This window comes from Streptomyces sp. CA-111067 (assembly GCF_050956065.1).
Classification (GTDB): domain Bacteria; phylum Actinomycetota; class Actinomycetes; order Streptomycetales; family Streptomycetaceae; genus Actinacidiphila.
Genome location: NZ_CP192103.1, coordinates 928,698 through 950,763, shown reverse-complemented (window position 1 = coordinate 950,763; position 22,066 = coordinate 928,698). Strand labels below are relative to the sequence as shown.

Below are 22,066 nucleotides of genomic sequence, written 5' to 3'. Positions count from 1 at the left end.
CGGCCCGCCGCACCGCACGCTGCCAGGAGATCCGCTGAACACCGCCGCCGCCGAGGTGCTGTCCGTCGTCGCACTGCTGGTGGTGCTGGCCTTCGCGGTGCTGCGCCCGCACGGGTGGCCGGAAGCCGCCGCCGCGGTGCCGGCCGCGGTCCTGCTCACCGCCGTCGGCGCGGTCTCGGTGTCCGACGCCTGGGCGCAGATCAAGGAACTGGCGCCGGTGGTCGGCTTCCTCGCCGCCGTGCTGGTCCTGGCCGAACTGTGCGCGGACGACGGGCTGTTCGCCGCCGCCGGCGACGCGGTGGCACGCGCTTGCCGGGGTGAGCCCGAACGGCTGCTGGCCGGGGTCTTCGCGGTCGCCGCACTGGTCACGGCGGTACTCAGCCTGGACGCCACGGTGGTGCTGCTCACCCCCGTGATCATCGCGACCGCCGCCCGGGCCGGCGCCAGGCCGCGCCCGCACCTGTACGCCACCGCGCACTTGGCCAACTCAGGATCGCTGCTGCTGCCGGTGTCCAACCTGACCAACCTGCTGGCGTTCACCGCCGCGGGCGTGTCCTTCACCCGGTTCGCCGCGCTGATGGCACTGCCCTGGCTGCTGGCGGTGGGCATCGAGTACCTGATCTTCCGGCGCTACTTCGCCGCCGACCTCGCGGTGCGCGAGCACCCGCCGGAGACCGCCGAGCCGACCCCGATGCCGGTGTTCACGCTGGTGGTGCTCGCCCTGACGCTGGCCGGCTTCGCGGTCACCTCGCTGGGCGGCCTCAACCCCGCCTGGGCGGCGCTGGCCGGCGCCCTGGTGCTCGGCGTACGGGCGCTGCGCCGCCGCCGGGCCACCGTACCGGGCCTGGTGAAGGCCGCGGGGCCGCTGTTCTGCCTGTTCGTGCTGGCGCTCGGCGTGGTGGTCGAGGCGGTGGTGGACAACGGGCTCGCCGACGGCGCCGGCCGGGTGCTGCCGGACGGATCGGGGCTGGCCGCGCTGCTCGGCATCGCGGTCTTCGCCGCCGTGCTGGCCAACGTCATCAACAACCTGCCCGCGGTGCTCGCGCTGCTGCCGCTGGTCGAGTCCGGCGGCGCGGGACCGGTGCTCGCCGTGCTGATCGGCGTCAACCTCGGCCCCAACCTCGGCTACGCCGGGTCGCTGGCCACCCTGCTGTGGCGCCGGGTGCTGCACGACCACGGCACGGACGCCTCGCTGCGGACGTTCACCCGGCTCGGGCTGCTGACCGTGCCGCCGACGCTGGTCGCGGCGACGGTGGCGCTGTGGGCGGGCCTGCAGATCTTCCCGTAGGCCCGCGGGCCGGCCCGACGCGTGAGACGTACGGCCCCCGCCCGGCGGCTCACTGCTTGGTCAGCGAGTCCGGCGCCCCGGCCGCCACATGGCCCGCCACCGGACCGAGCTTGAGGTGCTGGTCGTCGAGCAGCGTCACCGTGTACTGGTTGCCCGGCACGCAGGACAGCACGGAGTCGGGGTCGGTGGGCCGCGAGGTGGACACCGTGGCGTGGATGGACCGGCCGGACACCTCGGTCAGCAGCAGCTGCTCCGTGCAGCCGACCTCCGAGCCGCTGCTGATCTCGGTGATGTTGGCGACGTCCTGGCCGATCGGCTTGCCGACGCTGCCGGCGTGCAGAGTCAGGGTCACCTTGACGCCCTTGGTGGCGAACGTGCCCTTCGACGCGTACGGGTCGCCCGGGCCGTCGCCGATCCAGGTGCCGACCATCGCGGCGGGCAGCGAGGGCGACCCCTGCGAGGTGCCGCTCTCCGTCGTCGTCGCGCTCGACGTGGTCGTGGGGGAGTCACCGCCGGCGTCATCGTCGCCGGAGCCGCCCCGCGGGTACGTCACCGCGACGATCACCCCGGCGAGCACCACCGCGCCCACCGCGGCGGCGACACCGCGCGGCCCGCGCCACCAGGGTCCGCGCGGGGCGCCCGGCGGGTTCCATCCCGGGGACGCGGTCCTGGTCGGCGGCAGCTGCGGGGCGGAACCCGCGTACTGGGTCGGCGCGTAGGGCCCGGTCGGCCTCTGGCCCGGTACGGCGTAGGGGCCGTGCTGGCCGCTGCCGCCCGGCGGCGGGGTCTGTGCCGGGGCGGCGTACGGTCCGTGCTGCCCGCTCCCGGGCGGCTGGGTCGGGGTGTACGGCCCGGCGTACGGCTGCCCGGTCGCCGGGGCGTACGGCGAGGGGCCCAGCTCGGGCGCCGCGGACGCCGAATCGTTCCCGCCTTGCGCGGCGGCGGGGGAGGGGGCGGGCTCGGCGGCCGGGGGAGGGGTGGCGGGCGCCTCCAGGATGTCCCGCATCTCCGCCTCGCGCACCAGCAGCTCGTCCTCAAGACCCGGCAGCTCACCGGACCAGGCACCCGCCACCCGGCCGGCCTCCCGCAGCAGGTCCGCCGTCCGCCGCGGATCCGGCCGGTCCTGCGGCTCCTTGGCCAGCAGCGCCCGGATCAGCGGGGCAAGCGAGTCGGGGATGCCGTCGAGGTCGGGCTCCTCGTGCACCACCCGGTACAGCAGCGCCGGGGTGGACGGCTCCTCGCCCGGCCGGTTGAACGGCCCGTGCCCGGTGGCCGCGTAGACCAGCACCGCCCCCAGCGCGAACAGGTCGCCCGGCTCGCCCGAGACGCCCGCGGTGGCCTGCTCGGGCGCCATGTAGCCGGGCGAGCCGATCACCCCGCCGGTCCTGGTGTGCCGGGAGTCGTCCGCGGCCCGTGCGATGCCGAAGTCGATCAGCAGCGGGCGGTCCCGTCCGAGCAGTACGTTCGACGGCTTCACGTCCCGGTGCGTCAGGCCCGCCTGATGCACCGTCCGCAGCGCCTCCGACAGCTCGGCGGCCAGGGCGCCGACCGCGGCGGCGGGCAGCGCCCCGTGCGCGGCGACCCAGTCGGAGAGCGACGGCGCCGCCACGTACTCGGTGGCCAGCCACGGCGGACGGTCGCCGGGCCGGCTGTAGTCCACCACCGTGACCGTCCACGGCGACCGCACCCGGTCCGCGTGCCGGATCTCCCGGGCGAACCGCTCGCCGAACCCCGGGTCGAGCCCGAACTCGGACCGCACCGTCTTCAGCGCCAGCGCCCGCCCGGCCGGTGTACGCGCCAGGTAGACCTGCCCCATGCCCCCCGCGCCGAGCCGCGCGAACAGCGGATATCCGCCGACCGACCGCGGATCGGCGTCGTCCAAGCTCTTCATGGTCAGCAGGTTATGGGGACCCGGCCGGGGACGGGGGCGTTTCGCCCGGCCGGTGCCGCGGCCGTGCCCGAGCCGTTCCACCGGCGAGACGCACCCGTGACGGCAGGCGTCCGATCGGGCATACTCCAACGCGCCAGAACCGCTGATCGCCGCGCGCCGCGACCCGGCGCGGGACCATCGGTTCTGGGGTACTGCCCACCGGACGGTCCCGCCCCACCCATGGCGGTCCGCCGCCGTCGTTCCCGACAGGGAGGAGTGCGCCGCCATGCCACAGCAAGGCCCGCGACCCGTTGCCCGCCGACTGCCCACACCCGAGGCGCACGATCTGCTCGAACTGACCCGGGAGCTGGCCCGGCGGGAGATCGCTCCCGACGCGGCGGCGCAGGAGGAGGCGGGGCACTTCCCGCGTGCGGCCTTCGCCCTGATCGGCGAGGCCGGCCTGCTCGGCCTGCCCTACCCCGAGGAGTACGGGGGCGGCGGACAGCCCTACGAGGTCTACCTCCAGGTGCTGGAGGAACTGGCCGCGGCCCGGCTGACGGTGGCCCTCGGCATCAGCGTGCACACCCTGGCCAGCTACCCGCTCGCGCACTACGGCAGCGTGTCGCAGCGCAAGGAGCACCTACCCGGGATGCTCGGCGGGGACATGCTCGGTGCCTACTGCCTGTCCGAGCCCGCGTCCGGCTCCGACGCGGCGCACCTGACCACCCGCGCGGTCCGCGACGGCGACACCTGGACCATCGACGGCACGAAGGCGTGGATCACGCACGGCGGCGTCGCCGACTTCTACACGGTGCTCGCCCGCAGCGGCGGGGAGGGCGCGCGCGGCATCTCCGCGTACCTGGTGCCCGGTGACGCGCCGGGCCTCTCGGCCGCCGCGCCCGAGCGGAAGATGGGCATGAACGGCTCGCCCACCGCGCAACTGCACTTCGACGGGGTACGGGTGCCCGACAGCCGGCGGATCGGTGAGGAGGGCCAGGGCTTCGCGATCGCCCTGGCCGCGCTCGACTCGGGCCGGCTCGGGATCGCGGCCTGCGCGATCGGCGTGGCCCAGGCGGCGCTCGACGCGGCGGTCGGATACCTGGGAGAACGCCGCCAGTTCGGCCGGCCGCTCGCCGACTTCCAGGGCCTGCGCTTCATGACCGCCGACATGGCCACCCGCATCGAGGCCGGCCGCGCCCTCTACCTGACCGCGGCCCGCCTCCGCGACGCCGGCCTCCCGTTCTCCCCGCAGGCGGCGATGGCCAAGCTCTTCTGCACGGACACGGCGATGAAGGTCACCACCGACGCGGTCCAACTCCTGGGCGGCTACGGCTACACGGCCGATTTCCCGGTGGAACGCTTCATGCGCGAGGCAAAGGTCCTCCAGATCGTGGAGGGCACCAACCAGATCCAACGCATGGTGGTCTCCCGCCACCTCCTGGGCCCGGAGTCCCGGGGTTGAGGGGGCCGGCGGCGTGAGGGGGCGCCCCGTCAGGGGCGTGAAAGGGCACGACGTGCCCGCAGGCCGGGGGCGACCCCGGCCCCCCACGGCGAGTGGTCAGGCCGCGAGCCGCCGGTCGGGCACGGGCGCGGGGGCAGGTACCCGGATCGGCCGTGATCCGGGCCCGCCGACGTGAGAGAAGGGCTGGGTGCGCCAGTCCAACCCCGCCGGCAACGTCAGCAGAGCCGCGAGCTCCTGCTCGGCCCCACCCTCCACCACAGCGACGCCGTCAACCGGCTTCGCCGAGTCCACCGGCCGCCCCGACCCGACGCATACCGTCAGGCCGAACGGATTCCACGGCGTCGGGCAGAGCGCGTGCTCCGGCAGCGACTCCTCGTCGGCGAGCACCGCGATCGGCCGCGCGCAGTCGGGGCAGAACAGCCGTACGACGTCCCCGAGGTCGCCGAGGTCGTCCTCGAACGCCTCCCGGGCGTCCGGGTCCAGGAGGTCGTCAGCCCCAGGCAGCGGATCCCGCTCGTCGGCCAGCAGCGTCAGCGGGACGTCCCGTTCGTGCCCCTCCTGGAAGTCGGTCTGCGACCGCTCACTACGGCTGTGGCGCACATGGTTACGCATACAGCGTCTCCCCCTTGGGTGGAATGCCCTCCATCGGGCCGGCCCGGCGGTGAACGCACGCGGCCATAGCGAGCACTTCCCGCCGCGCTACGCGTGTAATCCCGCCACCCAACCCGTAGCGCCCGCCGCGATGTGGCCTTCGTCACACTCCCCGTCCCAACGGGCTCATGCGCCCCCGCCGTGCGTCCGCGCACCCCCTCGTGCCCCGGCCCGGCGCCTTGCCGGGGTCCCGGATAAAGTGCAACGGGCGAGGCCAGGCGGGTCGCGCCGACTGGCGGGAGCGTGCGGACTTGCGAACCAACTGGGCCGGGAACCTCACCTTCGGGGCGGAACGGGTGCACCGCCCGGCCACCGTCGAGGAGCTGCGCACGGCGGTCGGGGCCGCGCGCCGGGTCAAGGCCGTCGGCAGCGGGCACTCGTTCAGCGACATCGCCGACACCGACGGCGTGCTCGTCGAGGTGGACGCGCTGCCGCCGGACATCGACATCGACACCGCGGCGGGCACCGTGCGGGTCGCGGCCGGCGTGCGGTACGCCGAACTCGCCGCGCGGCTGCACGACCACGGCCTGGCGCTGCCCAACCTCGCCTCGCTGCCGCACATCTCGGTCGGCGGCTCGGTGGCCACCGGCACCCACGGCTCGGGCAACGGCAACGGCGGCCTCGGCACGTCCGTCCGCGCCCTCGACCTGGTCACCGCCGACGGCGACCTCCTCACACTGAACCGGGAGACGGACGCGGACCGGTTCGACGGGGCCGTGGTCTCGCTCGGCGCGCTCGGCGTCGTCACCCACCTCACCCTGGACCTCGTCCCGGACTTCGAGGTCCGGCAGGACGTCTTCACCGGCCTCGAACTCGGCGCGGCCGCCGCGCACTTCGACGAGATCACCGGCGCGGCCTACAGCGTCAGCCTGTTCACCGACTGGCGCGGCCCGCGGTTCAACCAGGTCTGGCTGAAGCAGCGCGCCGAGGCCGCGGCCGTCGACCTCCCGTGGGCCGCGCCCGCCGACCGCAAGCTGCACCCGGTGCCGGGCGTCGACCCGTTGCACTGCACCGAGCAGGGCGGCCTGCCCGGCCCCTGGCACGAGCGGCTGCCGCACTTCAAGCCCGGTTTCACGCCGAGCAGCGGCGAGGAGCTGCAGAGCGAGTACCTGCTGCCGCGGACCAACGCGGTCGCCGCGCTGCACGCGCTCGACGAGGTACGCGACACCATCGCCCCGGTACTGCAGATCTGCGAGGTCCGGACCGTGGCCGCCGACCGGCTCTGGCTCAGCCCGGCATACGGCCGTGACACCGTCGCACTGCACTTCACCTGGATCAAGGACCCGGCGGCGGTGGCGCCGGTGCTCCGGCTGATCGAGTCCCAGCTCGCGCCGTACGAGGCGCGCCCGCACTGGGGCAAGCTCTTCAGCACCGCGCCCGACCGGGTCCGCGCGCTGTACCCCCGGATGGACGACTTCCTGAAGCTGGCCGCGGACACCGACCCGTCGGGCAAGTTCCGCAACGCGTTCCTGCGGCGGGAACTGTACGCGTGACCGGCGCACACCCGGCGGAACCCGGTGAGCTGCCGGTAAGGTCATCGGCTGTGGAGGAGCTTGACCGGCAGATCGTGGAGCTGCTCGTCGCCGACGGGCGGATGAGCTACACCGACCTGGGCAGGGCCACCGGCCTGTCCACGTCCGCCGTCCACCAGCGGGTCCGCCGACTCGAGCAGCGCGGGGTGATCCGCGGCTACGCGGCCATCGTGGACGCGGAGGCGGTGGGGCTCTCGCTCACCGCGTTCATCTCCGTCAAGCCGTTCGATCCCAGCTCGCCGGACGACATCGCCGACCGGCTCGCCGAGGTGCGGGAGATCGAGGCGTGCCACAGCGTGGCGGGCGACGAGAACTACATCCTCAAGGTGCGGGTCGCCACCCCCAGCGAGCTCGAACACCTGCTGGCCAGGATCCGCAGCCTGGCCGGCGTCTCCACCCGCACCACGGTGGTGCTCTCCACGCCGTACGAGGCCAGGCCGCCGCACGTCTGAGCGGTGCCGTGTTTCTGGACCGCTGCCGGGGGCCGACCCGGCGGCCGGGCGGGCCGCGGCGGGAGAGAGACTGGTGCCCATGCACCACACCTCAGGGGCCCGTCCCCCCGCCTCCACCGATCAGGCACCGCTGGGCACCACTCTGCTGCGCGGCGGCGCCGTCTACAGCCCCGCCGATCCGTTCGCCACCGCGATGGTGGTGGCGGGCGGGACCGTCGCCTGGGTCGGCTCGGAAGGCGCGGCGGACTCCTTCGCCGACGGCGTCGGACACGTCGTCCAGCTGGACGGGGCACTGGTCACCCCGGCGTTCACCGACGCCCATGTGCACGCCACCGCGACCGGGCTGGCGCTCACCGGCCTGGATCTGACCGGTACGGACTCGCTGGCCGCGGCGCTCGACCGGATCGCCGGACACGCCGCCGGGCGGCCCGCCGGCCAGGTGCTGCTCGGCCACGGCTGGGACGAGACCCGCTGGCCCGAGCGGCGCGCGCCGCTCCGGGCGGAGCTGGACGCGGCCACCGGCGGGCGTCCGCTGTACCTGTCACGTACCGACGTGCACTCGGCGGTGGTCAGCAGCGCGCTGCTCGACCTGGTGCCGGGCGTGGCGGCCGAGCCCGGCTACCACCCCGAGGCGCCGCTGACCGGCGACGCGCACCATGTGGTGCGGCGGGCCGCCTACGCCGCCGTCACCCCGGCGCAGCGCGCCGACGCCCAGCGGGCGGCCCTGCGGCACGCCGCCTCCCGCGGCATCGGCGCGCTGCACGAGTGCGCGGGCCCCGACATCTCCTCCGAGGACGACCTCACCGGGCTGCTGGCGCTCGCCACCGCCGAGCCCGGGCCGCAGGTCTTCGGCTACTGGGCGCAGCCCGCGCAGAGCCCGGCCGACCTGGACCGGATCCGCGACCTCGGCGCGGTCGGCGCCGGCGGCGACCTCTTCGTCGACGGCTCGCTCGGCTCGCACACCGCCTGGCTGCACGCGCCCTATGCCGACGCCGACGGCACCGGCGTCACCCATGTGGACGCCGAAACCATTGCCCGGCACCTCACGCTGTGCACCGAGGCGGGCGTCCAGGCCGGATTTCACGCGATCGGGGACGCGGCGATCGGCTCCGTTGTTGACGGAGTGCGGGCCGCGGTGCGGGCGGTCGGCCTCGAACGGGTGAGGGCGCTGCGGCACCGGGTGGAACACGCCGAGATGATGACCGCCGAGACGATCGCCGCGTTCGCGGAATTCGGCCTGGTCGCCTCCGTGCAGCCCGCTTTCGACGCGGCCTGGGGCGGCGACGGCGGCATGTACGCGCAGCGGCTCGGCGCCGACCGGGCCCGCGGCCTCAACCCGTTCGCGGCGATGACCCGGGCGGGCGTACCGCTGGTACTGGGCTCCGACAGCCCGGTCACCCCGCTGGACCCGTGGGGCGCGGTGCGGGCCGCCGCCTTCCACCACACCCCCGAGCACCGGATCTCCGCCCGTGCCGCTTTCAACGCGCACACCCGTGGCGGTTGGCGGGCGATCGGCCGTGACGACGCGGGCGTGCTCGTGCCCGGCGCCCCCGCCGACTACGCCGTCTGGAACGTCGCCGACCTCGTCGTCCAGGCCCCCGACGAGCGGGTCGCCAACTGGTCGACCGACCCCCGCTCCGGCACCCCTGGCCTGCCCGATCTCACTCCGGGCCGTGATCTCCCGGTCGCGCTGCGCACGGTCGTCGGCGGCCGGACGGTCTTCGCGCCGCCGAACGGGTGAGGCGCGATTGCCGCATGCGGCCGAACGGTGTGCCCTCGGCCTGTCGCGGCGTGTCGCGGTGCCCCGCACTGACCTGCTGATTTGGCGAAACCCCGCAGGTCAAAGGGGTGTTGACATACGCGGGTCGGAGGCGAGTAGGTTCGGCCAAGTCCACCACAGGACGTCGGACCGGGGGCCCTCCGCGGTTGCGTCCGCCGCGCTGGGCCATGGGGCGTCGCGCCGCACGTGCACGCCGCCACTGGCAGCCAGGTCCAGCGCCGACGACGCGGAACGCGTGGCTGCAGCCCGCCCGACAGGTGTGACCCGGGAAGGGCCCGGACGCCCAGTAGACAACGGCCTTGGTACTGACCCGCAGCCAGCGGGCCCCAGGTCGGCCCGAAGGTCCGTCCGGGCCCGTTCCGTTCCCCCGCCCTTGGTACTGACCCGCAGCCTGGGGGTCCCCCCGGACGGAGTTTGGGGGAGGGCCCCGGGTCGGCTGTGGCGTGGCCCGGGCCCGTTCCGTCCCCGCACCTTTCGCCCCGGGCGGCGTGGTGGGTTCTTCGGGTGCGGCGTCGTCGTGGCTTGTCGCGCAGTTCCCCGCGCCCCTTCGGGGCACGACTGCCGCCGCTCAGGTCGGGGTCCGGGCCTGTTCCGTTCCCGCACCCTTCGCCCCGGCGCGCAGTTCCCCGCGCCCCTTCGGGGCACGACTGCCGCCGATCAGGCCAGGGGCCCGGGCCCGTTCCGTTCCCGCGCCATTCGTCCCGGCGCGCAGTTCCCCCCGCCCCTTCGGGGTACGACGCCCGGGGTGCGTTCCTGTCGCTTGACCAGGCGGGGCTGACGGCCTGATTGCCTCCCCGGGGGTCATCCATGGGGCATCACGAGGTACCGTCGCCTTCACTACCTCTTCACCTGCAGGAAGGCCGCGACCTTGCGCCCGCGACCCGACACCGTCTCCGTAGCGTCACCACCGGCCCCTGAGGCGGACTCCTCCCCGCTGCCCGAGGCGCAGAAGCGGCTGCCGCGGCGTAAGCGGTTGGTGGCCTGTGCGCGGCGGGCCGCGCCGAGTACCGGGGTGGCCGTCGTCGCCGGGGCCGGGCTGAATCTGGCGTTTCCGCCGTACGGGGTCTGGCCGCTGTCGATCCTCGCGGTCGCCACGCTGTCGCTGCTCATGCGCGGCCGCACCGTCCGGCAGGGCGCCTGGCTCGGCTTCGCCTTCGGACTGCCGTTCTTCATCTGGCTGCTGTCCTGGCTGGACGTGGTCGGCTGGGACGCCGTGATCGGCCTCTCCGCCATCGAGGCGGCCTACCTCGCCGTCATGTGCGGGCTGCTGGTGGTCAGCCGCCGGCTGCCCGGCTGGCCGCTCTGGGCGGCCTGCCTGTGGGTCACCGAGGAACTCGTCCGGGACCGGCTGCCGTTCGGCGGCTTCCCCTGGGGCCGGCTCGCCTTCGCCAACACCGGCTCCCCGTACACCCCGCTGGCCGCGCTCGGCGGCGCCCCTCTGGTCACCTTCGCCGTGGCGCTCAGCGGCACCCTGCTGGCCGCCGCCGTCACGTCCGCCCTCAAGCCGGACGGCCCCGGCGGCCTCCTCGGCGCCCTCAAGGCGCTCAGGGCCGCCCCCCGCACCGCCGCCGCCCTGCTGCCCGCCGCAGGCGCCCTCGTGCTGTCGGCGGCCATCCTCTGCGCCGGCCTCCTCGTGCCGGTGCCCACCGGCGCCAAGGACCACGTAAAGATCGCCGTCGTCCAGGGCAACGTCCAGCAGCCCGGCCTGCACTTCCTCGGCCGCGAGATGATGATCCTGGACAACCACGTCAACGCCACCCTCAAGCTCGCCGCCGACATCAAGGCGGGCCGGGCGCCCAAGCCCGACCTGGTGCTGTGGCCGGAGAACTCCTCCGACGTGGACCCGTTCACCACCCCCGCCGCGTACGACAAGATCACCGAGGCGGTGCGGGCCGTCGGCGTGCCGATCCTGGTCGGCGCCCTGGTCGACGGCCCGGACAAGGACCACGTCCAGAACGAGGGCATCGTCTGGTCCCCGACGACCGGCCCCGGCGCGCACTACACCAAGCAGCACCCCGTCCCGTTCGGCGAGTACGTGCCCTACCGCAAGGAACTCACGAAGGTGATCCACCGCCTCGACGAGATCCCGCGGGACTTCTACCAGGGCAAAGGCAACGGCGTGCTGCAGATCGGCCCGGCGAGACTGGGCGACGTGATCTGCTTCGAGGTGGCCTACGACGGAATTGTTCGCGACACAGTGAACGCGGGAGCCCGCGCCATCGTCGTACAGACCAACAACGCCACCTACGGCCGTACCGGCCAGCCGGAGCAGCAACTCGCCATGTCCAAGCTGCGCGCCATCGAACACGGCCGTGCCGTGGTCACCGCCGCGACCAGCGGGATCAGTGCGATCGTCGCTCCGGATGGCAAGATCGAGCAGCGCAGCAAGGAATTCACCCAGCAGGTGCTGAGTGCGGACATTCCACTGCGTGACCAGATCACGGTCGCCGACCGCGTCGGCGCCGCTCCGGAGTGGGTGCTCGCCATGGCGGGCCTCCTGTCCTGCGCGGTCGCCCTCGCACTGGGCAGGCGCGACCGCACCCGTATGGCGAAAGGGCAGAGTCAGCAGTGAACGACGGCGAGCAGCGGAGCTACGGGCCGCTCGGCAGGGTCCTGGTCATCATCCCGACCTTCAACGAGGCGGAGAACATCAAGCCGATCGTGAAGCGGGTACGGGCGTCGGTGCCTGAGGCGCACATCCTGGTGGCCGACGACAACAGTCCGGACGGCACCGGCAAGCTCGCCGACGAACTGGCCGGCGCGGACGAGCAGGTGCACGTCCTGCACCGCAAGGGCAAGGAAGGGCTGGGCGCCGCCTACCTGGCCGGCTTCCGCTGGGGCATCGACGCCGGCTACGGCGTCCTGGTCGAGATGGACGCCGACGGCTCGCACCAGCCCGAGGAGCTGCCCAGGCTGCTCACCGCGCTCAAGGGCGCCGACCTGGTGATGGGCTCGCGCTGGATCCCCGGCGGCCGGGTGGTCAACTGGCCCAAGTCCCGGGAGTTCATCTCCCGCGGCGGCAGCACCTACTCCCGGCTGATGCTGAACGTGCCGATGCGCGATGTCACCGGCGGCTACCGGGCCTTCCGCAAGGAGACCCTCGAGGGCCTGGGCATGGACGAGGTGGCCTCGGCCGGCTACTGCTTCCAGGTCGATCTGGCCTGGCGGGCGATCAAGGCCGGCTTCCACGTCATCGAGGTGCCGATCACCTTCGTCGAGCGCGAGCGCGGCGACAGCAAGATGAGCCGCAGCATCCTGGTCGAGGCGCTGTTCCGGGTCACCGGATGGGGCGTCAGCTCCCGGGTGCAGAAGGTCCGCCGCCGCCCCGCGTCCTGACCGCCGCCGCCCCGGCTCCTGAGCGCGTGGCCCGCACGCCCCGGGCCGTGGACGTCACACGATCCGGGGCCCACCGGATTACTTGAGGATGTTCACGGCCCGCGCCACCACCAGGACCACGGTGAGCAGCGACACCACCGACTGCGCCATCATCAGCCCCTTCGCCCACCGCACCAGCGGCATCACGTCGGTGGGGCTGAACGCGGTGGCGTTGGTGAAGGACAGGTAGAGGTAGTCGAAGAACGCCGGCTCCCAGTGCGGCGGCGCCAGCTCCGGCGACTGCATCTGCACGAACAGGAAGTCGGCGGTCTGCCGGTCGCCCTGGGCGCGGGCGATCGGGCCGCCGCGGTCCCCCTCCCAGTACCAGAGCGAGAAGACGATCACGTTGGTCAGCCAGATGGCCCCGCCGGTGCTCAGCAGGATCCCGGCGCCCGCGGTCTCCGTACCCCGGATCAGACCGCGGACCAGGTCGAACGCCGACCAGGCGTTGGCCGCCGACAGCAGCGCGGTGAGCAGCAGGGCGCCCACCCGGTAGCCGCGCGAACGGTGCTCGATCCGGTGCGGGTTGGCCGCGATCAGCGCCACCAGCAGCGCCAGCGCCAGCGCGGGCAGCAGCCACTGCGGACGCACGGTCAGCCGGGCCGGCAGCGTCAGCTGGACGATCACGGCGGCCAGCACGGCGCCGGTGGACGCCCAGCGCGGCTCCCCGCGGGTCGCCCGCTGCCAGGCCGGTACGAACCGCCGCTCGGCCGCCGCCAGCTCGCCCCTGGCCGGGGCGAGCAGCGCCTCGATCCTGGCGAGCCGCTCGGCGGCGGGCAGCTCGCGGACGGCCGCCGCCGGGGGAGTGCCTGCCGGGCCGCCTGCGGGCCCGGTGGGGTGCCGCCGACCTCCCGGGTCGGTCGCGGCACGGTCGGGGCCGACAGGGCCGCTGTGGCCCTCGTCGCTGCCGTCGGGGGGCGGGGAGGCGGGGCTGTCGGTCACGCGTGACATCGTGTCGTCGCGACCCGGCCGGCGTCCACCGCGGGGCACCCGTACCGATCCGGCCTTTACCTGGTCTTTGGCACACTTGAACGTATGACGACGAGTTCACCGCCCCCCGTCCGCCCCCGGCAGGCCCCCCGGCCGCGGCCGCGGCGCTCCCGCGCCCGTACCGTGCTGCCGCTGGTGGTCGCGGCCTGGGCGGTGCTGGAGATCTGGCTGTTCATCCTGGTGGCCGGGGCGACCAGCGGACTGGTGGTGCTGCTGCTCATCATCGGCGGCCTGGTGCTGGGCGCGGCGGCGGTGAAGCGGGCCGGGCGCAGCGCGTGGCGCAATCTGACCGCCTCCATGCAGCAGGCGCAGCAGCAGCCGGGTGCCGGGCAGGAGGCCGCGGTGCCGCCGGCCCGTGGCGGCGGCACCGGGCTCGCCATGCTCGGCGGCCTGCTGCTGATGATTCCCGGCCTGCTGTCGGACGCGGCAGGGCTGCTGCTCCTGTTCCCGCCGACCCGGAAGCTGGTCGGCCGGCTGGCGGAGCGCGCGGCCGAGCGGGCGCTGAGCCGGTCGTCGGCGGCGGGGGAGCCGGGCTCGATCGGCGACCTGTTCCAGCAGGCCCGCACGGCGGACGAGCAGATCAGGATTCACCGCCCGGACGGCAAGGTGATCCAGGGCGAGGTCGTGGATCACGACCGCGACCAGCACTGATCGGGGTCATGGGCGCGGGCTTGAACGCGACGCGCGCTTGAAGCTGGCGCGTCCCTGAACGCGCGCACGCGAACGTGAGCCCCGCCGCCGGGGCAGGACAACGCCCGGGGGCGGGGCGCCGTGTGGCGCTCCGCCCCCGGGCGGGAAGTGTCGGGCCCTTCCCCCGGACGAATCCGGGGGTCCCGCGGCGCGGGGTCAGGGCCTGTGTGGTCAGGCGGTCTTTCGGTTGTCCCGCGGATGCACCGCGATGTTCATCGCTCCGGAGCGCAGGACGGCCAGCCGTTCGGCCAGCACCTCCTCCAGCTCCTCTAGCGTGCGCCGCTCCATCAGCATGTCCCAGTGCGTGCGCGCGGGCTTGGTGGTCTTCTCCTCCGGGCCTTCTCCGTCCACCAGAAGAGCGGTCTGGCCGCAGGCGCGGCATTCCCACTCCGGCGGAATCTCGGCCTCTACCGAGAACGGCATCTCGAATCGATGTCCGTTCCGGCATGCGTACTCAACGGTCTGGCGAGGGGCCAGATCGATACCGCGGTCGGTCTCGTAGCTGGTGGCCCCGAGTCGCGTGCCGCGGAGAGCTCGCTCACTCATGAATCGTGCCTCCCGGGCTTGGTCGCCCACAGGACAGGTGTCGCTGTCGTCGTCATCCGGTCAACGTCCGGTCGGCGGTGAAGATTCCCGTTTAGGGATATGCGTCGCCCGTCGTGTCGCCCCTGTTTGTACCCACCGGTGCCCGGTTTGTCACATCTGGACGGAGATGTCACCCGGTGCTCTGTTAACTTTTGCTTGCAGTAACGGTCAAGCTGCTGGGCCAACCGCGTACACTACCGGTCCGCACCGGCTTCGGCTAAATCGGGTCCGCCGTAGCGCGTTCCGGCGCTTCCCGGCGAACCGGCACAGAACCGGCCACCGGCCCGTCAGGCCGTGGACTGGTTCTACCCAACTCGCCGCCGGGTAGTGCGAAGACCCGCAGAAAGAACTGGGCCAGCGGTCCGATCGCCAGCGCGTAGAGCACCGTGCCCGCGCCCGCCCCGCCGCCGAGCGCGAAGCCCACCGCGAGCACCGACAGTTCGATCCCGGTACGCACCAGCCGCACAGACCGGCCGGTCCTGGCGTGCAGGCCGGTCATCAGCCCGTCGCGCGGCCCCGGGCCGAAGCGGGCGCTGATGTAGAGGCCGGTGGCGACCCCGTTGAGCAGCACCCCGCCGGCCGTCAGCGCGCACCGGCCGGGGAGCGCGCTCAGGTGCGGGATCAGCGCGCAGGTGGCGTCCAGCGACAGGCCGACGAGGAAGACGTTGGAGACCGTGCCGAGGCCCGGCCGTAGCCGCAGCGGCCACCACAGCACGAGGACGGCGGCACCGACGACAATGGAGACGTTGCCGATGCTCAGCCCGATCAGCCGGGACAGGCCCTGATGGAAGACGTCCCACGGGTCGAGGCCGATGTCGCCGCGGACCATCATCGCCGAGCTCGCGCCGTACAGCGCCAGGCCGACGTAGAGCCGGCCGAGGCGGCGGAACAGGAACGGCGGGAGTGACGGCGGGCGCGGCGACCGCTTCGGACCCGGCTCCGGGGCTGACGGTTCGGCGGGCGAAGGCCCCGTGGACGAAGGTGACGGCGGTGACGGCGGTGATGACGGTGAGCGTGACGTTGACAACGGGGACCCCCTGGCGGTCGGGCGAGCGCACATGCCACTCTGTGGCTTGCAGGGGGACGGTTTCTACGGCCAATTCGCGAGAGGTGGACTGACTTCGATGGCGCAGTGGACCGCATCGGTGAGTGCGGCGCATCTGGCCCGGCTGCTCGAACCCCGCCCGGCCGGCGGCGAGCGGCGCAAGCTGCCCGCCTACCGCGGCCTGGCCGACGGCGTGCGGCTGCTGGTGCTCGAAGGCCGCCTCCAGGTCGCCGCCCGGCTGCCCGCGGAACGCGAACTGGCGCTGGCGCTCGGCGTCAGCAGGACCACGGTCGCCGCGGCGTACGAGGCGCTGCGGGCCGAGGGCTTCGCCAGGTCCCGGCGCGGCGCCGGCAGCTGGACGGCGATCCCCGACGGCCACGTACTGCCCTCCCGCACGCTCGAACCGCTGCCGCCGGACGCCGGCGGCTCGGTCATCGACCTCGGCTGCGCCTCGCTGCCCGCGCCGGAACCGTGGCTGACGGCGGCGATGCAGGGCGCGCTCGCCGAACTGCCCGCCTACGCCGCCACGCACGGTGACTTCCCGGCCGGGCTGCCGGTGCTGCGCGAGGCCATCGCGGCCCGCTACACCGAGCGGGGGGTGCCGACGATGCCCGAGCAGATCATGGTCACCACCGGCGCGATGGGGGCGATCGCGGCGGCGGCCCGGCGGCTGGTCGGGCTCGGCGAGCGGGTCGCGGTGGAGTCGCCGAGCTACGCCAACGTGCTCGAGCTCTTCCGCGAGACCGGTTCGCGGCTGGTGCCGGTCGCGCTGCGCGAGGGGCTCGGCGGCTGGGACATGGACGCGTGGCGCCGGGTGCTGCGGGACGCGGCGCCGCGGATGGCGTACGTGATGCCGGACTTCCACAACCCGACCGGCACGCTCGTCGGCGACGACCAGCGGCGCGAGCTGGTGGAGGCCGCGCGGGCAGCCGGCACGGTGGTCGTGGCCGACGAGACCATGGCGGAACTCACGCTGGACGACGATCGGTTGACGGCCCGGCCGATGGCCGCTTTCGACCGCGGCGGCACCGTGATGACGGTCGGCTCCGCCAGTAAGGCGGTGTGGGCGGGGCTGCGGATCGGCTGGGTGCGGACCACGCCCGACGTCGTCCGCAGGCTGGTGTCGGCCCGCGCCTACCTCGACCTCGGGTCGCCGGTGATCGACCAGCTGGTTGTGGCCTGGCTGATGCGCGGCGGCCACTGGGACGAGGCGCTGGCCGCGCGGCGGCTGCGGGCGAAGGAGTGCAGGGACGATCTCGCGGCGGCGCTCCGGGAGCACGTGCCCGACTGGGAGTTCACGGTGCCGCGCGGCGGCATGACGATGTGGGTCCGCACGGGTGAGGTGTCCGGCTCGCGCCTGGCGGTGGCGGGAGAACGCCTCGGCGTGCGGGTGCCTTCGGGTCCGCGCTTCAGCGTGGACGGCGCTTTCGAGTCGTACATCCGGCTCCCGTTCACGGTCAGCGGCCCCGCGGCCACGGAGGCCGCCGCCCGCCTCGCCCAGGCCGCCCACCTCGTCGCCTCCGGCGCGGGCGCGGAAGGTGACGTGACCGGCCTCTTCGTCGCGTAGCCCGGAGCTCCCGTGTCGTTGTGCGGCTGCCGCCGCGTGGGCGCGATGTGCCCCGGCATCAACAGGGGCGCGGGGCTGTTGTTGATTTGCGGCTCCGCCGCGTGGGCGCGAGCGGAGGTTTTTCAGGGGCGCGGGGAACTGCGCGACAAGCCACGACGGTGGCGCGCCTTACCACCGGCCCCAGAGGGGCAGTTGCTGTAGTTTCCCGACCAACGGCCGGTGGGGGCTGGTGGCGCAGTTCCCCGCGCCCCTGGGGTAACCGGGAGCGCCCACGCGGCGGAGCCGCAAATCAACAACAGCCCCGCGCCCCTGTTGAAGCCGGGGTAATTCCGGGCCCGGAGGGTGACCCGGGTGGTTAACCCAGTTCGAGGTCCGCGACCGGGCGGACCACCGGGTCCTTGCGGAGAGGGACGGGCTCAGGGGTGGGCTCCGGGGCCGGCTCGGGGGTGGGGTCCGCAGCCGGGGGCGTTGTCGTGGGGAGGAGGGCGAGGACGGCCTCGCGGGCGGATTCGGGGGCCTCCTCGTCGTAGGGGTCCGGGGTCGCCGGGACCTGGAGGCGGAGCACCGGGCCGGTGCCGAGCCGCGCGTAACCCCGCCCGGGGGGCACGTCCGCCGCGGGCGTGGTCCGCTGCGGCGCCCCGAGCACCGCGGCGACATGCTCCGGCGCCAACTGCCCGAGCACCACCCGCGCCCGGGTCTGCGCGATGACCACCGGCGCCAGCGACTCCGTCGCGTCCAGCTGATCGGCGATCGCGACCGCCACACTCGCCGCCCGCCCGTGCCGCAACGGCACATCGAGCAGGGACTGCGGGTCCGGCCGCCCCTCCGCCAGCGCGATCTGGGTGAGCGCGGTCGGCCGGTCCACCAGGATCCACAGCGGACGGCGCACGTCCTCGGCCACCTGATGGCCCGCCTGCCGCGCGCGGTTGACCGCGATCAGCCGCCGTTCCGTCTCGTGCGCCACCCACTCCAGCGTGGCCGACGCGCCGAGCAGCCCGTCCTCCACCGCGAGCACCCCGGGCCGCCCGGTCAGCGACGCGTACTCCCCGCTGCCGCTGCCGTCGATCACCACGATGTCGCCGTCCACCAGGGCCTGGAGCGCGATCGACCGCAGCAGGCTGGTCTTGCCCGTCCCCGGCTGGCCGAGCGCGAGCAGGTGCGGCTCGGTGGAGCGCGCCCCGGTGCGCCACACGACCGGCGGCGCGTCCCTGGTCTCGCCGCCCTCCTCGCCGCCGGCCACCGGCACCGTGCGCTGTACGGCGCCGGCGTCGGTGAAGCCGAGCAGCGTCTCGCCGGGCGACGTGACGAACCGCTGCGCGACCACGTCGGTCGGCAGCGGCGGCAGCGCGGTGAGAGTGAGGTGGTTCTCCTCCTCGTTCCAGTCGAAGCGGTACTCCCGGCCCCGCCCGGCCTTCGCGTGCAGCAACTGCTCCACCCGGGCCCGCGACTCCGCCTCGCCGTCGGTGAAGTACGCCGGGTAGCGCAGGTGCAGCCGCACCAGCCGGCCGTCCTCGAACTCGTGCTCGCTGAACGCGTTGTCCCAGCCCCCGTCGTGCGCGTAGAGCGGCGACGGGTCCCCGGCGTCGGACAGGTACGGCACCAGCGCCTCGTACAGCGACTGCAACCGCACCGATTCGGCCTCGCTCGGCCCGTCCGGCGCCGGCGGCGTGCGGTCCCGGCCCATCCAGGCCGCGGACGCCATCACCGCCGCGATGGCCAGCAGCGGCCCGTACGGCATCATCACCACGACCACCACGCCGGCCGCCGCCAGCAGCAGCGCGGGTCCGCGCCGGTCCTTGGGGGTGCGCCCCCACCAGCTGCCCGCCCAGAGCACCTGCTTTCGCATGCCCTTGGCGATGGTGATGACCGGATGGAGCACGTCGGTCGCGCTGTCGGCCGCCGTACGCGCGATGTCACGGCCGCGGACGAGCGCCGGTCGGCTGCTCAGGATGCTGGGAAGGGGACGCCTGGCCACGGGGTGCTCCATGGGTGGATCGGATGTGGGGGACGCGGACGCCGGCCGGCCGCGGTGGCGCGGCGGCGTGCTGCGACGGGTGCGCGGTGGGGACGCGCTGGGACTGGTGAAGGAAGTGAGGGGCGTGGGGGTGAGGGGTGTGGGGGGAGCGGCGGGAGACGGGAGAAGCAGTACGGGCCCGGAGCGGGGGGACCGCTACCGGGCCCGTGGAGCCTGCTGTCGCCGGACGGCGGCCTAGATCTTGATCCCGCCGAGCAGGCTGGCCAGGCTGGCGCCGCCCGCCTGGATGCTCGGGGCGATGGCCGTGCCCGCGAGGTAGAAACCGAAGAGAGCGCAGACCAGGCCGTGTGACACCTTCAGCCCGTCCTTGCGGAAGAACAGGAAGCAAATGACGCCGAGAAGTACGACGCCTGAGATGGACAGGATCATTGGCTTTCTCCTGGGTGATGGGGACGGTCACCGTGAGTTCTTCCAGGCTCACAAAAAGTAATAGATCGCGCTCAGTGGCAAACGGGTGATTTGTAGACGATTTCCCCCATGCGGGTGGTCCGGCGATCCCGTGTCGGCGGGATTCTCGCCCGCAGGCACCGGTCGATGTACGCACCAGCCACACGTCCCGCCGATGGCGCAGCGAAGGCATCCGAACGGGTGACGGCCCCCCTCGGCCCGCCCGCCGGCGGCCCCTCGGGCAGGATGAACGTCGTGCGGTTCACCCCGATCTCCTGGCCCCGGCTGGCCGAAGCGCTGGCCGAGCGCGTGGCGTCCGGAACGCCGCCCGGCCCCTGGTGGCGGGTCGCCGTGGACGGCGCCCCGGCCGCCCGGCCCGGCGACCTCGCGGACGCCGTCGCCGCCGCGCTGCCCGCGCTCGGCCGCCCGGTGCTGCGGGTGAGCGCGGACGGCTTCCTGCGGCCCGCCTCGCAGCGCCTCGAGTACGGCCATAGGGACGTCGACGCGTACTACCAGTTGTGGCTGGACACCGGGTCGCTGCGCCGCGAGGTGCTCGACCCGCTCGGCCCCGGCGGCACCGGCCGCGCGCTGCCCTCGCTGCGCGACCCGGTCACCGACCGCTCCACCCGGGCCGGCTACGTCCAACTGCCGCCCGGCGGCGTGCTGTTGCTCGACGGTCCGCTGCTGCTCGGGCAGGGACTGCCGCTGGATCTGACGGTCCATCTGCGGCTGTCCCCGGCCGCGCTGGAACGCCGCACCGACGACACCGAGCGCTGGACGCTGCCCGCCTATGACCGTTATGCCCGGGAGGCGCTGCCGGAAGAGGCCGCCGATGTCCTGGTACGTGCCGACGACCCGCGGCACCCTGCCTGGACCGGCTGAGCCCGCGCCGCCGGCACCGGCCGCGGCGGACGGTGTACGGCCGCCCCGCGCCGCCTTGCCGTGGGGCCGCGCGCCCCGCTAGCGTCCACGACCACCATGACTGTCGCCCTCGCGCCGCTGACCGACGAACACATACCCGTGGCAGCCCAGCGGTACGACCGCTGGTTCGCGCGGGCCCGCCGCCCGCCGTCGCAGCGCTCCTGGCTGGCCGACGGCCCGGTGCGCGGCGAGGAACTGCTCGGCAAGCTGATCGCCGCGCCGGGCCTCGAGGCGTGCCGGGCGCTGGACGGCGACGGCAACCTGACCGGGTACCTGGCCGCGGTCCCGGTCGACCTCGGCCCTGACGACCCGGCAGCGCTGCGCAGCCACCCCCGCTCCGCCCTGGTGCCGCACGGCGGCCACGCGCTGCCGGCCGGCCGGGAGAGCGAGGTGCTGCGGGCCCTGTACGCCCGGGTCGCGGCCCGGCTGGTCGCCGACCGGCGGCTGGTGCACTACGTCCAGGTGCCCGCGGGCGACAACGCGGTGGCGCCCTGGTCCGACCTCGGCTTCGGCCGGGAGCTGGTGCAGGGACTGATGGCGGTCAAGGCCAGGGGCCGGCAGCCGCGCGGGGTCGAGGGGCTCGGCATCCGCCGGGCAGGACTCGGCGACCTGCCGCAGGTGGGCAGGATGGCGGCGGAGTCCTCCCGCAGGCAGCGCGAGTCCGCGATGTTCCAGCCGCAGCCCGAGGGCCCGCTCGCCGCGCTGCGGCTGCACTACGCCGACGCGCTCGCCGACCCCCGCTGCGCCGCCTGGATCGCGGCCCGCCGCGGCGAGGAGATCGGCATGGTGCTCGTGGTGCCCGCCGCGCCCGACCCGGTGATCCCCGAGTCCTGCGTCGAGCTGGCCGAGGCGTACGTGGAGCCCTCCGCGCGCGGCGAGGGCATCAGCCGGGTGCTGCTGGCCACCGCGCTGGCCTGGGCGTACGACAACGGCCACCGCTACGTCTCGGCCCGCTGGCACTCGGCCTCGCCGCTGGCCGCGGGGCACTGGCCGGCGGTCGGCTTCCGGCCGGTGGCCTACCGGCTCAGCCGGACGCTGGACGGCCGGATGGGCGGCGCGCCCGGCACGTTCTGAGGGCCGGTGACCGCCCTTCGGCCTTTAGATGCCGAAATACCGTACGAATACGGGCATTTCGGGGTGTCGTGGCTCACGTCAGGACTCGGGCGTGAGCGGCCTCACATCGGGAACACGGTCCGGCTCGCGTGATGCACCCGCTGTTTCCGTTACGGCCGGTTTGTCACCCGGCGGCGCCGATATGTCCACCCAGGGTGAGGGCGCCGGGCACGCAGACGCGGACGATCATCACCCGCAGTCACCGTGAGCGGTCGGGCGCTGCTACGGAGACGTCGGGCACACCCGGTTTGGTTGCCCGTCCGTCGGGGAGTCGCCTAACTTCGCTCTCCTGCGGGCCGGATGCCCGCTTCATCCGTCGGGCG

The 22,066-nt window shown here is 74.1% G+C and carries 18 protein-coding genes; 11 read left to right on the top strand and 7 right to left on the bottom strand.

What is annotated here, in order from left to right:
* Positions 1 to 34: 34 nt before the first annotated feature.
* On the top strand, positions 35 to 1,288 hold the full coding sequence (locus ACQPW6_RS04070; RefSeq protein ID WP_433894414.1) for an SLC13 family permease: 1,254 nt from the start codon (positions 35 to 37) through the stop codon (positions 1,286 to 1,288).
* Between the two features lie 49 nt (positions 1,289 to 1,337).
* Here ACQPW6_RS04070 and ACQPW6_RS04065 read toward each other — a convergent pair whose 3' ends face one another.
* Positions 1,338 to 3,179, bottom strand: coding sequence for a protein kinase domain-containing protein (locus tag ACQPW6_RS04065; RefSeq protein WP_433888139.1), 1,842 nt, complete (start codon positions 3,177 to 3,179; stop codon positions 1,338 to 1,340).
* A gap of 265 nt (positions 3,180 to 3,444) precedes the next feature.
* Between ACQPW6_RS04065 and ACQPW6_RS04060 the strand changes: the two genes are divergently transcribed.
* Positions 3,445 to 4,620: an acyl-CoA dehydrogenase family protein gene (locus ACQPW6_RS04060; RefSeq protein ID WP_433888138.1), complete on the top strand. Its 1,176-nt coding sequence runs from the start codon at positions 3,445 to 3,447 to the stop codon at positions 4,618 to 4,620.
* Between the two features lie 96 nt (positions 4,621 to 4,716).
* Here ACQPW6_RS04060 and ACQPW6_RS04055 read toward each other — a convergent pair whose 3' ends face one another.
* Positions 4,717 to 5,232, bottom strand: coding sequence for a hypothetical protein (locus tag ACQPW6_RS04055; protein ID WP_433888137.1), 516 nt, complete (start codon positions 5,230 to 5,232; stop codon positions 4,717 to 4,719).
* A gap of 290 nt (positions 5,233 to 5,522) precedes the next feature.
* Between ACQPW6_RS04055 and ACQPW6_RS04050 the strand changes: the two genes are divergently transcribed.
* The 5 genes from ACQPW6_RS04050 to ACQPW6_RS04030 all read left to right on the top strand — a co-directional run bounded on the left by ACQPW6_RS04050 (position 5,523) and on the right by ACQPW6_RS04030 (position 12,371).
* Positions 5,523 to 6,764, top strand: coding sequence for an FAD-binding protein (locus ACQPW6_RS04050; RefSeq protein WP_433888136.1), 1,242 nt, complete (start codon positions 5,523 to 5,525; stop codon positions 6,762 to 6,764).
* A 50-nt stretch (positions 6,765 to 6,814) separates the two neighbouring features.
* Positions 6,815 to 7,255: an Lrp/AsnC family transcriptional regulator gene (locus ACQPW6_RS04045; protein ID WP_433888135.1), complete on the top strand. Its 441-nt coding sequence runs from the start codon at positions 6,815 to 6,817 to the stop codon at positions 7,253 to 7,255.
* Between the two features lie 79 nt (positions 7,256 to 7,334).
* Complete coding sequence (locus ACQPW6_RS04040; protein WP_433888134.1) at positions 7,335 to 8,996, top strand: amidohydrolase; 1,662 nt, start codon at positions 7,335 to 7,337, stop codon at positions 8,994 to 8,996.
* 907 nt (positions 8,997 to 9,903) lie between these two features.
* Positions 9,904 to 11,607 carry an apolipoprotein N-acyltransferase gene (gene lnt / locus ACQPW6_RS04035; RefSeq protein ID WP_433888133.1) on the top strand — a complete coding sequence of 568 codons (1,704 nt, stop codon included), beginning with the start codon at positions 9,904 to 9,906 and terminating at the stop codon, positions 11,605 to 11,607.
* Positions 11,604 to 12,371 (top strand): polyprenol monophosphomannose synthase, encoded by a 768-nt coding sequence (locus ACQPW6_RS04030; RefSeq protein WP_433888132.1) that lies wholly within the window; start codon positions 11,604 to 11,606, stop codon positions 12,369 to 12,371. Before lnt ends, ACQPW6_RS04030 begins: the two co-directional genes overlap by 4 nt.
* A gap of 78 nt (positions 12,372 to 12,449) precedes the next feature.
* Here ACQPW6_RS04030 and ACQPW6_RS04025 read toward each other — a convergent pair whose 3' ends face one another.
* Positions 12,450 to 13,352, bottom strand: coding sequence for a hypothetical protein (locus ACQPW6_RS04025; protein WP_433888131.1), 903 nt, complete (start codon positions 13,350 to 13,352; stop codon positions 12,450 to 12,452).
* A 93-nt stretch (positions 13,353 to 13,445) separates the two neighbouring features.
* Between ACQPW6_RS04025 and fxsA the strand changes: the two genes are divergently transcribed.
* Positions 13,446 to 14,051 carry an FxsA family membrane protein gene (gene fxsA, locus ACQPW6_RS04020; RefSeq protein WP_433888130.1) on the top strand — a complete coding sequence of 202 codons (606 nt, stop codon included), beginning with the start codon at positions 13,446 to 13,448 and terminating at the stop codon, positions 14,049 to 14,051.
* Positions 14,052 to 14,261: 210 nt separating this feature from the next.
* On the opposite strand, the gene ACQPW6_RS04015 is transcribed toward fxsA, so the two are convergent.
* Together ACQPW6_RS04015 and ACQPW6_RS04010 are read right to left on the bottom strand one after the other, a co-directional pair.
* Positions 14,262 to 14,636, bottom strand: coding sequence for an RNA polymerase-binding protein RbpA (locus ACQPW6_RS04015; RefSeq protein ID WP_031517570.1), 375 nt, complete (start codon positions 14,634 to 14,636; stop codon positions 14,262 to 14,264).
* Between the two features lie 256 nt (positions 14,637 to 14,892).
* Complete coding sequence (locus ACQPW6_RS04010) at positions 14,893 to 15,507, bottom strand: YczE/YyaS/YitT family protein (protein ID WP_433894413.1); 615 nt, start codon at positions 15,505 to 15,507, stop codon at positions 14,893 to 14,895.
* A 292-nt stretch (positions 15,508 to 15,799) separates the two neighbouring features.
* Between ACQPW6_RS04010 and ACQPW6_RS04005 the strand changes: the two genes are divergently transcribed.
* Positions 15,800 to 17,287: a PLP-dependent aminotransferase family protein gene (locus tag ACQPW6_RS04005; protein WP_433888129.1), complete on the top strand. Its 1,488-nt coding sequence runs from the start codon at positions 15,800 to 15,802 to the stop codon at positions 17,285 to 17,287.
* Positions 17,288 to 17,642: 355 nt separating this feature from the next.
* On the opposite strand, the gene ACQPW6_RS04000 is transcribed toward ACQPW6_RS04005, so the two are convergent.
* Together ACQPW6_RS04000 and ACQPW6_RS03995 are read right to left on the bottom strand one after the other, a co-directional pair.
* The gene (locus ACQPW6_RS04000; protein ID WP_433888128.1) at positions 17,643 to 19,262 is read right to left on the bottom strand and encodes a hypothetical protein; all 1,620 of its coding nucleotides are present in this window, start codon (positions 19,260 to 19,262) and stop codon (positions 17,643 to 17,645) included.
* Between the two features lie 234 nt (positions 19,263 to 19,496).
* Positions 19,497 to 19,691, bottom strand: a complete 195-nt coding sequence (locus tag ACQPW6_RS03995; protein WP_433888127.1) for a hypothetical protein — start codon at positions 19,689 to 19,691, stop codon at positions 19,497 to 19,499.
* 264 nt (positions 19,692 to 19,955) lie between these two features.
* On the opposite strand from ACQPW6_RS03995, the gene ACQPW6_RS03990 reads away from it, so the two are divergent.
* Positions 19,956 to 20,591, top strand: coding sequence for a uridine kinase (locus ACQPW6_RS03990; protein ID WP_433894412.1), 636 nt, complete (start codon positions 19,956 to 19,958; stop codon positions 20,589 to 20,591).
* A 96-nt stretch (positions 20,592 to 20,687) separates the two neighbouring features.
* Positions 20,688 to 21,704, top strand: coding sequence for an N-acetyltransferase family protein (locus ACQPW6_RS03985; RefSeq protein WP_433888126.1), 1,017 nt, complete (start codon positions 20,688 to 20,690; stop codon positions 21,702 to 21,704).
* The last annotated feature ends 362 nt before the right edge of the window (positions 21,705 to 22,066 follow it).